The 10507-nt window shown below is 66.9% G+C and carries 11 protein-coding genes; 7 read left to right on the forward strand and 4 right to left on the reverse strand.

Annotated elements, in window-relative coordinates; all coding sequences use genetic code 11:
• On the forward strand, nt 1–493 hold a 493-nt coding region (locus AC1VAN_RS04105), incomplete at its 5' end, for an LON peptidase substrate-binding domain-containing protein (protein WP_480985318.1).
• A gap of 143 nt (nt 494–636) precedes the next feature.
• On the opposite strand, the gene AC1VAN_RS04110 is transcribed toward AC1VAN_RS04105, so the two are convergent.
• Nucleotides 637–2634, reverse strand: a complete 1998-nt coding sequence (locus AC1VAN_RS04110; protein WP_032976740.1) for a bifunctional DedA family/phosphatase PAP2 family protein — start codon at nt 2632–2634, stop codon at nt 637–639.
• Nucleotides 2635–2719: 85 nt separating this feature from the next.
• On the opposite strand from AC1VAN_RS04110, the gene AC1VAN_RS04115 reads away from it, so the two are divergent.
• Together AC1VAN_RS04115 and AC1VAN_RS04120 are read left to right on the forward strand one after the other, a co-directional pair.
• Nucleotides 2720–3382, forward strand: a complete 663-nt coding sequence (locus tag AC1VAN_RS04115) for a serine/threonine-protein kinase (RefSeq protein ID WP_480985319.1) — start codon at nt 2720–2722, stop codon at nt 3380–3382.
• Nucleotides 3379–3867, forward strand: coding sequence for a DUF2867 domain-containing protein (locus tag AC1VAN_RS04120; protein ID WP_442251834.1), 489 nt, complete (start codon nt 3379–3381; stop codon nt 3865–3867). Before AC1VAN_RS04115 ends, AC1VAN_RS04120 begins: the two co-directional genes overlap by 4 nt.
• Nucleotides 3868–3914: 47 nt before the next feature.
• On the opposite strand, the gene AC1VAN_RS04125 is transcribed toward AC1VAN_RS04120, so the two are convergent.
• Nucleotides 3915–4598: a hypothetical protein gene (locus AC1VAN_RS04125; RefSeq protein ID WP_025874183.1), complete on the reverse strand. Its 684-nt coding sequence runs from the start codon at nt 4596–4598 to the stop codon at nt 3915–3917.
• A 107-nt stretch (nt 4599–4705) separates the two neighbouring features.
• On the opposite strand from AC1VAN_RS04125, the gene AC1VAN_RS04130 reads away from it, so the two are divergent.
• From AC1VAN_RS04130 to AC1VAN_RS04140, 3 genes are all read left to right on the forward strand, one after another.
• Nucleotides 4706–5524 (forward strand): SDR family oxidoreductase, encoded by an 819-nt coding sequence (locus AC1VAN_RS04130; protein WP_480985320.1) that lies wholly within the window; start codon nt 4706–4708, stop codon nt 5522–5524.
• A 92-nt stretch (nt 5525–5616) separates the two neighbouring features.
• A complete protein-coding gene (locus AC1VAN_RS04135) occupies nt 5617–6609 on the forward strand; it encodes a YiiG family protein (RefSeq protein ID WP_032976736.1) in 993 nt (330 codons plus the stop codon).
• A gap of 190 nt (nt 6610–6799) precedes the next feature.
• Nucleotides 6800–7714 carry a YiiG family protein gene (locus AC1VAN_RS04140; protein WP_425602699.1) on the forward strand — a complete coding sequence of 305 codons (915 nt, stop codon included), beginning with the start codon at nt 6800–6802 and terminating at the stop codon, nt 7712–7714.
• A gap of 150 nt (nt 7715–7864) precedes the next feature.
• Here AC1VAN_RS04140 and AC1VAN_RS04145 read toward each other — a convergent pair whose 3' ends face one another.
• The gene (locus AC1VAN_RS04145; protein WP_480985321.1) at nt 7865–8737 is read right to left on the reverse strand and encodes an ion transporter; all 873 of its coding nucleotides are present in this window, start codon (nt 8735–8737) and stop codon (nt 7865–7867) included.
• 63 nt (nt 8738–8800) lie between these two features.
• Between AC1VAN_RS04145 and AC1VAN_RS04150 the strand changes: the two genes are divergently transcribed.
• Nucleotides 8801–9832: an aminotransferase class III-fold pyridoxal phosphate-dependent enzyme gene (locus tag AC1VAN_RS04150; RefSeq protein ID WP_480985322.1), complete on the forward strand. Its 1032-nt coding sequence runs from the start codon at nt 8801–8803 to the stop codon at nt 9830–9832.
• 72 nt (nt 9833–9904) lie between these two features.
• On the opposite strand, the gene AC1VAN_RS04155 is transcribed toward AC1VAN_RS04150, so the two are convergent.
• On the reverse strand, nt 9905–10507 hold a 603-nt coding region (locus tag AC1VAN_RS04155), incomplete at its 5' end, for an HAD-IA family hydrolase (RefSeq protein WP_032976733.1).

Here is a 10507-nt window from a genome sequence, read left to right on the forward strand (position 1 = left end):
ACGCTACCTGGATCTGGTGCGCGAAACCGGCCGCAGCGGTGAAGGTTTCGGTGTCTGCCTGATCCTGGAAGGAAACGAAGTGGGAGCGCCTGCAACGCCGGCCGCCTTCGGCGTGCAGGTGAAGATCGAGGATTTCGATGTCGGTGCCGATGGCGTGCTGCAGCTGCGATTGCGCGGCACCCGTCGTTTCCACGTCGAGCGCACGCGCGTGCGCGACAACGGGCTGGTGGTTGCCGATGTGCGCTGGTGCGATGAGGATCCCGATGACGAACTGCGTCCGCAGCATGCGCTGCTGGCGACGGTACTGGACCACATCATCGAGCAGGCGGGCACGGCGTTCGCACCGGCCTCGCCGGCCTTGATGGACCAGGCCAGCTGGGTCAGCTGGCGGCTGGCCGAGCTGCTGCCGCTGAGCGAACAGCAGCGCCTGCAACTGCTGCAGCTGGACGACCCGCACCAGCGCCTGCAGCAGCTGCTGGGCTGGATGCCGTAAAAACCGGCCGTCGTGCTCGCCGGGCATGACCCGGCGTCGTCGGTAGATGCCAACCGTGGTTGGCAGCCTTTCCCGAAAGCGCCAACCAAGGTTGGCGACTACCAGAGCGGAGCAGTCGCGCCGGGCCATGCCCGGCGGCTTCGTTACGGCGTGGCGGTCTTCAACCGCAGTACCGGCAGCCCGGTCTCCGGCTGCACATCCTCGCGCTGCGGCAACGACTGCACCGCTTCCTTGACCGCATTCAACGCCGGGTCGATGCCTCGCACCGGGTGCCACATGCCGATCCACTGGAAGTGGCGCTCGTAGCGCAGGGTCTGTGCGCTGCCCAGCCACAACGGGGTGTCGCCCGGCTGCAGCTGCGCCGGCGCCTGCCACAAGCGCAGTACGTAACGCTCGTCGGCCTGCGCGCCCTGGCGCACCATCAGCAGCGCTTCAACGCGCGTATCCAGTGTCGCCGGCAGTACCGGCAGTTCATTGGCGCCGGTGTTCTTGTCCAGCATCAGCAGCGCTTCCTGCCAGCCGGCCTGGGCCTGTACCTGCCAGCCGCGCGCTTCCAGCTGCGCCTGCAGCGGCGGCAACGGACCGGCCACCTGCACGTCCAGTGGCCAGCGCTGGTCATCGTCGAATTCGTTGCGACGCGCCGGCAGCTTCGCCCAGTCGTGCTGCCACCAGGCCTGCGCGTCCATCGCCAGCGGCGCCGGCAGGGTCGGCTCGAAGCGTTCCAGCTTGATGGCGATGTTGCGCGGCGCGTACCACATCGCCGCCACCACGAAGACGCCGTAGAACAGCCATGCCACCGGCTTTACCCAGAACGAGCGGTTGAAGCGGCGGCGGTAGGCGATGCCCAGCACCAGCAGCCAGAAGGTGCCGAACAGCATGCCGCCGATGACATCGCTCAGCCAGTGCGCGCCCAGGTACAGGCGCGCAAAGCCGATCAGGCTGACCACGATGCCCGACACCAGGTAGGGCCAGACGCGGGTGCGGCCGGGCATTTCGCGGGCGATCAGCACCGCGAAGAAGCCGAAGGTGATGGTGGCCATGGTCACCGACACCGACGGGAAGCCGAAGCCGCTGCTGGCATCGATCGGGCGCACCACATCGACGGTGGTACCGAGCAGTTTGGTCAGGGCCAGGCCGAAGGCCAATGCGGCCAGCCAATGGGCGGCCGCCATCCAGCGCCGGCGCCAGATCAGATAGCCCAGCGCGGCAGCGGTTGCCGGCAGCAGCACCTGCCATGCGCCAAGCGAGGCCAACGCGGCCATCGGGTAGTCGGCCAGCGGATTGCGCAGGGCCAGCATCGCCTGGTGCACCAGCAGGTCCACCGCCAACGGCTCGCCATGGGCGACCACCACCGTCAGCAGCGCGAACCAGCCCCAGCCCAGCAACAGCAGCATCAGCGCCAGCATCGCCAGCGGCACCGATTCGCGGCGCTTCGGGTCGAGCACGCCCACCGTGTAGCGGCCCAGCGTCGGGTGCCGGTTGGACCAGTCGAGCAGCCGCGCCAGCCAGCTGTCCATGCGCGCGGCCGACCAGCGATAGCCGTACAGCACGATGGCCCAGACCAGGCTGAGGATCACTGCCAACAAGCCCACCACCACTACCAGCCGGCCGGCAACGGCAGCGACGGCATCATAGGCTTCGCCAAGAATCCAGCCCGGTGCCAGGAACAGCACAGCCCAGGAAATACTGGCGATGCCACTGGCCTGCACGTAACGGCTGGCGGGCATTTTCATCATGCCGGCAATGGCGGGCACGAACGGCCGGATGGCACCGACATAGCGGGCGATCAGGATGCTCTTGAACGCATTGCGGCGGAACAGATTCTCGCCCCGGTCAAGCAGCTGCGGGTAGCGGCTGAACGGCCAGACGCCACGCAGGCGGTCGCCCCAGCGCCGGCCTATCCAGTAGCTGATGCCATCACCGGCGAACGCACCCAGCGCCGCGGCGGCAACCGCATACGGCCCGGAGATCTGGCCCAGGCCGATGAACACGCCAACGGCGAACAGCAACGGCAGCGCCGGCACGATGGCGCCAAGAATGATGACCGCATCGCAGAAGGCGATCAGAAAGATGACCGCACCCGCCAACACGGGATGAGCGGCAATCCACGCGAGGGTGGCGTCGATCCATGAAGAGTCCATTGTCCGATTATAGGGGCGTGAAGGTGACTGGTTCCCAGCCGCTTGGTGACCGATTGCAACCGGCGTCATCGCCTAGAATGTCGCCATGCCTGTATCCAATGACGCGCCAACGCATGCACTGAAGGCCGACAGTTTCGGCCGGATCCTCCTCGTGCAGGGGCCTGAAGGCCCCTTCGTGCGCCGCGATCTGGGGGCCACGCCGCTGTGGCTGCGGTTGCCAGCGTGGTGGTTGGCGCGACGCGAAGCGCGTGCATTGCGCCACATCCATGGCATGGCCGACGTGCCGCAACTGCTGGACTGGGATGGCCGCCACCTCGACCGCAGCTTCATGGCCGGCGATGCGATGTACCAGCGCCCGCCGCGCGGTGATGTGGCCTGGTTCCGCGCCGCACGCCGCCTGCTGCAGCAGCTGCATCGGCGCGGTGTGGCCCACAACGACCTGGCCAAGGAAGCCAACTGGCTGRTGACCGAGGACGGTCGACCGGCCCTGATCGACTTCCAGCTGGCAGTGATAGGCGACCCGCGCTCGCGCTGGATGCGACTGTTGGCGCGCGAGGACCTGCGCCACCTGCTCAAGCACAAGCGCATGTACTGCCGGGAGTCGCTGACGCCGGTGGAGAAGCGCGTGCTCAAGCGCACCTCGTGGGTACGCGATCTCTGGTTCGCCACCGGCAAGCCGGTCTACCGCTTCGTCACCCGCCGCATCCTGCATTGGGAAGACAACGAAGGGCAGGGCCCCAAGCCGTGAGCGCCCAGCTGAGCGAAGGCAGCGTGCTGCGTCCGCAACTGCCGGGTGCCGATTTCGTCCATGCCTGCCAAGAGGCGGCGCCGCGCAACGGCCGTTCGGCGCTGCAGGCCTACCGCGATATGGCCGCGACGGTGCCCGGCTGGTTCGATGGACTGATGGCGCTGCGCAACAGGGGCATGCGGCTGCTGGGCATGAAGGATCTCGGCTCGCTGCGCGGAGTGCAGCAGACCGCCGATCCGCAGCGCGGGCAACGCCTCGGCATCTTCACCCTGCAGGCGCTGGACGAGGATGCCATCGTGCTGGAAGACAACGACCGCCATCTGCGCGTGCAGCTGGCGCTGCAATGGCACGGCGATATGTTGGAAGTGGCGACGGTGGTGCACACCCACAACGCGTTCGGCCGCCTGTACATGCTGCCGGTGGCACCGGTGCATCGATGGATCGCGCCGCACCTGCTGAGCAAGCAGGTGCGCGGATATCAGTAGATCCACGCCATGCGTGGATGCGCGTTGCCGCATGGCGCGGCAAACCCCTACGGCGTCACCGGCACCACCTGCTGGCCGATGAAGTTGCGCTTGCCATCGAAGTCATAGCCGATCTGCAGCTGGCCCACGTCCGGGCACGCATGGCAGTCGCGCAGCGGCGTGCGGTACAGCAGGCGGATGCCGCCCCCATCCAGCGCCGCGGTACCCGCGGCCTGCGCCGGCGCGAACGGCGTGGCCTGCGGATGCGCCTTGAGCACCTCCTGCACGCCGGGATCGGCGCGCAGCGTGTCGTCCAGCTGCACCGCATCCACGTCGATACGCTTGCCTGCGGCATCGACCAGGCGCGTGCCTTCATTGGTATTGGCGCGGAACGGATACTCGACGGTGGCCACGCCCAGGCCGTCGTGTTCATGCCAGGCGGTCACGTAGGCCAGTTCGCCACCGGTGGACAGCTGCTCGGCCGCAGTGACCGCATCGGCACTGGCCCCACCGGACCGCATCGCATCGCGCAGGCAATCGCGGGTGGCCGCGCTGTCGCCCTGACGGCAGGCGTTGAGGTCACCATCCCAGACAACGGCCTCGCTCCAGCGCAGCTTGCCATCACCGGTGGCCTTGTCGACGCTGGCGGCGTCATCCTTGGCCGGCGCGCTGCCGGGTTCGGGCGAGCGGCCCTGGCAGGCGGTGAGCAGGGCCAGGCCCAGGGCAGGCAACAACAGGCGGGAACAGCGCATGGCATGGACCTCGTGCAGTGACCGGGGCGCCAGTATCGTCAACGTGCGGTGAACTCCGCGTCGGCGCGGCATACTAGCGGCTCATTGCATACGCTGGAGTGTGGAACGTGGGCAGTCTGCAGGGCAAAACCCTTTTCATCACCGGTGCCTCGCGTGGCATCGGCCTGGCGATCGCGTTGCGCGCCGCGCGTGACGGCGCCAACGTCGCCATTGCCGCCAAGTCGTCGGTGCCCAATCCGAAGCTGCCGGGTACCATCCACAGTGCTGCCGAGGCCGTCATTGCAGCCGGTGGCCAGGGCCTTGCGCTGAAGTGCGACATCCGCGAAGAAGACCAGGTGCAGGCGGCCGTTGCTGCCGCCGTGGACACCTTCGGTGGCATCGACATCCTGGTCAACAACGCCAGCGCCATCTGGTTGCGCGGCACCATGGACACGCCGATGAAGCGCTTCGACCTGATGCAGCAGGTCAATTCGCGCGGCAGTTTCCTGTGTGCGCAGGCCTGCCTGCCGTACCTGCTGCAGGCGCCGAACCCGCATATCCTGACCCTCGCGCCGCCGCCGAGCCTCGAGCCCAAGTGGTGGGGCGCGCATACCGGCTACACGCTGGCGAAGATGGGCATGAGCTTTGTCACCCTCGGCCTGGCCGCCGAGTTCGGTCCGCAGGGCGTGGCGGTCAATGCGCTGTGGCCGCGCACGGTCATTGCGACCGATGCGATCAACATGATTCCGGGCGTGGACGTCGGCGGCTGTCGCACGCCGCAGGTCATGGCGGATGCTGCACATGCGGTGCTGGTGCGCGAGGCGGCCGGTTTCCACGGCCGTTTCCTGATCGATGACGAGGTGCTGGCCGAAGCTGGCGTGACCGATCTTTCCGGGTATGCGGTGGATGCGTCGCGTYCGTTGCTGCCGGATCTGTTCCTGGATTGAGCCAGCCGGTAGGGAAAGGCCGATGGCTGCCGCCTTCGGCCCGCTGCGCTAGAATGCGCGGCTGTAATCGTTTTCAACAGGGATGTGAGCCCATGTCACGTACTCTTTCCATCGCGGCACTGGCCGCTTCGCTGTCGCTTCTTCTGGCTGCCTGTGGTGGCAAGGCGCCCGCAACCGACGGCGACCCGGGTTCCGCCGGCAAGCCGGAGGCCAGCACGGCATCGGCTGACGCCCAACAGCAGTTGACCGCAAAGCTCAACGCCTACATCGGCTGCTTCAACGCGCTTGATTCGAAGACGCACAGCAGCATCCAGACCTACACGCGCTGGATCAAGGACGTGGACGCCGGCCCGAGCGGGCGCGAGACGAACGTGTACGGACCATTCGAGATCGGCGATTACGACATGAAGCAATGCGACGCCCCCGTGACGGAGGCGATCGCTGCCAAGCCGGCGCTTGCCGATCTCGATGCCGCTGCCGGCCACTACCAGCAGGCGCTGAAGGCGCTGGTGCCGATCAGCAAGGAAGCCCACGACTACTACGAGCGTCAGGACTTCGAAGACGACAAGTTTGCCAAGGGCAAGCAGCTGCACGCGCCGTTGATGACCGCCTTCAAGGATTTCGTGGTTGCCAGTGAAACATTCAACACCGAACTGGAGCGCCAGAACGACGCTGCCCAGCGCGAACAGCTCAAGGCGCTGGAGCAGGCCGAAGGACGCACCCGCGAGTACTACCGACTGGCGATGATGCTGGAAGCGAAAGCGATCATGGAGATGATGGGCGAGGACGACTTCGACGTGGCCCGGGCACGGGAGCGGCTGGACGCCTTCAACCGCATTTCCGACGAAGCGCATGCCAAAGTGGCCGATCAGGAGCCGGGCAAGCTGGACTGGAACAGCTTCGAACGCGAGGCCGAGAACTTCCGCCGCGAAGGCAAGGAGCGCCTGCAGCGCGTCAGCGCGAACACGCCCTACACCGACTTCGAACGACGCATGCTTGATTCGCCCTCGATGGCGCCGAGCGGCTCGGCCGGGCGACTGCTGCACATCTACAACGCACTGGTGTTCCAGAGCAACCGCCAGTAATCCGGGGCGCTGCACCCACTTCTGTCGCATTCGAGCAGGCTGATTGCGACGTGAAGGATGGGGTGCCCCGTCGTCTCGATGGCATCGGCGTCCGCATATGCGGGCTGTTCCACCGCGCGCGCGAATGTGCGCCGTCTCATATCTGCAAGGAACCGGTTTGAATTCTTCCGCGCGTGTACTTTCTCTGCTTATGCTCGGCGCTGCCGCCGCCCTCGCTGGTTGCAACGGATCGGCAGGACTGCCGGTGGCCGATCCGGGCCTGCAGAAGATCAACGCCTACATCGAGTGCTACAACGGCGTCGAACAGCCCATCCACGAGGGCTTCCAGACCTATACCGGCTGGATCAAGGATCCCGAAGCGGGGCCGACGGGCAAGGAAGCGCAGCCGCGCTCGCCGGGCAAGGTGCTGTCGCATCGTGTCGAGTACTGCGGCCAACCGCTGACCGATGCGTTGGCCCGGACGCCGGCCACGCCGCTGGATGAGCCGGTGCGGCAGTACCAGGCGGCCTTCCAGTCGTTGTATGCGCTGATCGAACGCGCTGATGGCTATTTCACCCGTGAGGACTATCGGCGCGACAACGGCGAAGGGATGCGCGCCCAGCATGCGCCGCTGATGCAGGCCTACGCTGACTTCTTCAAGGCCAGCGAGGCCCTGGACGCGGCGCTGGAGAAGAACGAGGAGGAACGCCGTGCCGCGCAGCTCAAGCAGATCGAAGCGGACGAAGGTCGTTCACTGGCGTACTACCACCTGCGCATCATCGGTGACGGCAAGCGCCTGGCACTGTCGCTGCAGGGAGAGGCGCCGGACCTGCAGGTGGCGCGCACGCAGCTGGCCGACTACCAAGCGCTGGTCAAGGAAATGCAGGATGCAGGGGTGGGTAGGGACAACCCGCTGTGGGCACATGTACAGCGGTCGACGGACGTGCTGATCCGGGATGCCGGGCGCCGCGTCGAGCGCCTTGCATCAGGCAAGGCATTCACCGAACGTGAGCGCGAGGAAGAACGGACATCCAGTGGCCGTGTCGGATCGGCGCCTGCGGGCTCGGAGGCGGCAGTGATGGCCGCCTACAACGATCTGGTGACCACCAGCAATCGCATGAATTGAGCCAGTGGGTCGACTGCGATGGATGGATGCGGGATGCCGCATTCGTCCATCGCGCGGATCTGCTGTGTGCCTTTGGTGGGGCTTCATCCACGCATGGCGTGGATCTACTCCGCTGRCTTCGGTGGGGCCGGCCGTCGGCTGGGCTCATCGTCAGTGGCTGAACGTATCCGGCAGCGGTCCGCCACACTTGCGGYAGTGCCGCGCATCCGGCTCGTGGCCCTCCAGCCCGCAGTGCGGGCAGCCACGTGCATCGCGGCGCGCGGCCAGCTCGGCATCGCGCATGGTGCTGGCCAGTTCGGCGGTGTAGATGCCGGTGGGCACGGCGATGATGCTGTAACCGATCAGGATCAGCACCGAGGTGACGAAGCGGCCGAGCACGGTCTGCGGCACGATGTCGCCGAAGCCGACCGTGGCCATCGTCACCACTGCCCAGTACATGCTGCTGGGAATGCTGGTGAAGCCATGGTTCGGTCCCTCGATCACGTACATCAGCGTGCCGGCGATGATGGTGATGGTGACCACCGTGAACAGGAACAGCAGGATCTTGCGCCGGCTGCGCCACAGCGACTGCATCAGCACGCCGCTTTCTTCGATGTAGCGGGTCAGCTTGAGGATGCGGAACACGCGCAGGATGCGCAGTGCGCGCACCACCAGCAGGCTCTGCGCACCGGGAATGAACAGCGACAGGTAGGTCGGCAGGATCGAGGCCAGGTCGATGATGCCCCAGATGCTCACCGCGTAGCGCAGCGGGCGCTTGACCACCACCAGCCGCAGCACGTATTCGGCGGTGAACAGGATGGTGAAGCCCCATTCCAGCACGTACAGCCAGTCGGCATGGGCGATGTGGAAGCGCTGCACGCTGTCGAACATCACCACCAGCACGCTGGCGATGATCGCGTAGACCAGCAGCAGGTCGAAATTGCGCGAGGGCCGGCTGTCGTGGCGGTAGATGATGTCGAACCACCGGCGGCGCCAGCCGGTCTCGGTGGCGGGGTTCAGCTGGGGGGCGGAAAACGGTCGCATGCGTGCATTGTGCCGCACGGGTTCCAGCGCGAGAATGGGCATTCCTGAACCCTGCTGACCGCCATGACCGCCGCTACCGATCCGCTGATCTCCCTGTCGCACTACTACCTGCCGGTGTACAAGCCCCGCCAGGTGGTGCTGGAGCGAGGCCAGGGCGCCCGCGTGTGGGACAGCCAGGGCCGTGAGTTCATCGATCTGGCCGCGGGCATCGCCGTGTGCGGCCTGGGCCACAACGACCCGGACCTGGTCGCCGCGCTGGTCGAACAGGCCGGCAAGCTGTGGCACACCAGCAACGTGTTCTACAGCGCGCCGCCGCTGCACCTGGCCGAGGAACTGGTGAAGGCCAGCCGCTTCGCCGAGCGCGTGTTCCTGTGCAACTCCGGCGCCGAAGCCAACGAAGTGGCGATCAAGATGGTCCGCAAGTGGGCCTCCAGCCAGGGCCGCCCGGCCGACAAGCGCGTGATCGGCGGGGTGATGCCGGCCAAGTCCGGTTTCCTCAAGCGCGTGCGCGAACTGTGYGACCAGCACRACGCRCTGCTGGTGCTGGACGAGATCCAGGYCGGCATGGGCCGYACCGGTACCTTGTTCGCGCATTGGCAGGATGACGTGGTGCCGGACATGGTGACCCTGGCCAAGGCACTGGGCGGTGGTTTCCCGATCGGCGCGATGCTGGCCGGCCCGAAGGTGGCCGAGACCATGCAGTTCGGTGCCCACGGCACCACCTTCGGCGGCAATCCGCTGGCCGCGGCCGTCGCCCGCGTGGCGCTGCGCAAGCTGGCCTCGGCCGAGATCGCAGCCAATGTCAGCCGCCAGTCGAAGGCGCTGCGCGATGGCTTTGCCCGCATCAACGATGAGTTCACGGTGTTCAGCGAGGTGCGCGGTCGCGGCCTGATGCTGGGTGCGGTGCTGAGCAAGGAGTTCGCTGGCCAGGCCGGTGCCATCCTCGACCACGCTGCGGAGCAGGGCCTGTTGACCCTGCAGGCTGGCCCGGACGTGCTGCGCTTCGTGCCGTCGCTGAACATCACTGACGAAGAAGTGGCCGAAGGCCTCAAGCGCCTGCGCGCGGCGATTGCCGCGTTCGTCGCCGCGCGCTGATCATTGACCAAGGTAGCGCCGGGCCATGCCCGGCGTTGCTTTTCCGCTGCGCTCGTCGCGCATGGCCCGGCGCTACCGCACCCCGTAGCGCTTCAGCACCTTCCCCAGTCCGCGTCCGTCCTGCACGGTTTCCGCGTGCAGGCCCGCTGCGCGTGCACCGCGCACGTTGACGAACAGGTCATCGACGAACAGCGTGTGCGCCGGTGCCACCTCGAGGGCTGCGAGCGTGCGCAGGAATACCTCCGGTGCAGGCTTGCGCAGGCCGAAGTCCGCGCTGCAGAACACCCGGCCCTGCAGCTTGGGAAACAGCTCCGGCAGCAGCGTCGGCAGCGCCTGCGTCATCAAGGCACCATTGTTGGTCAGCACCGCCATCGGCACCCGCAGGGCGTTCAGCCGTTGCAGCACGGCGTGCTGCGGGTGGCTGGCCGCGTGCCGTGCGGCGATCCAGGTGTGCAGCGTTACCGTTGTGCCGAGCCGTTCGCCAAGCTGGGCCAGATAGCGCTCGCCATCCAGCGCACCGCTGTCGTGTGCCGCTTCGAGCCCGCTGTCGTACAGCGCGGCCTGCACGTGCGCGGTCGGCACGCCCAGCGCCTGCGCCAGATGCAGCACGCGCTGTGCGCGCTGGTAGTGCAGCAGCACGCCATCAACATCGAGCAGGAGAAGATCGATCCGCAT

Source organism: Stenotrophomonas sp. 05L44_2 (assembly GCF_056665995.1).

Excerpts from the sequence above, each read along its gene's own strand:
- AC1VAN_RS04110 (WP_032976740.1), bottom strand. The coding sequence starts at position 2,634 with ATGGACTCTTCATGGATCGACGCCACCCTCGCGTGGATTGCCGCTCAT.
- AC1VAN_RS04125 (WP_025874183.1), bottom strand. The coding sequence starts at position 4,598 with ATGCGCTGTTCCCGCCTGTTGTTGCCTGCCCTGGGCCTGGCCCTGCTC.
- AC1VAN_RS04135 (WP_032976736.1), top strand. The coding sequence starts at position 5,617 with ATGTCACGTACTCTTTCCATCGCGGCACTGGCCGCTTCGCTGTCGCTT.
- AC1VAN_RS04140 (WP_425602699.1), top strand. The coding sequence starts at position 6,800 with ATGCTCGGCGCTGCCGCCGCCCTCGCTGGTTGCAACGGATCGGCAGGA.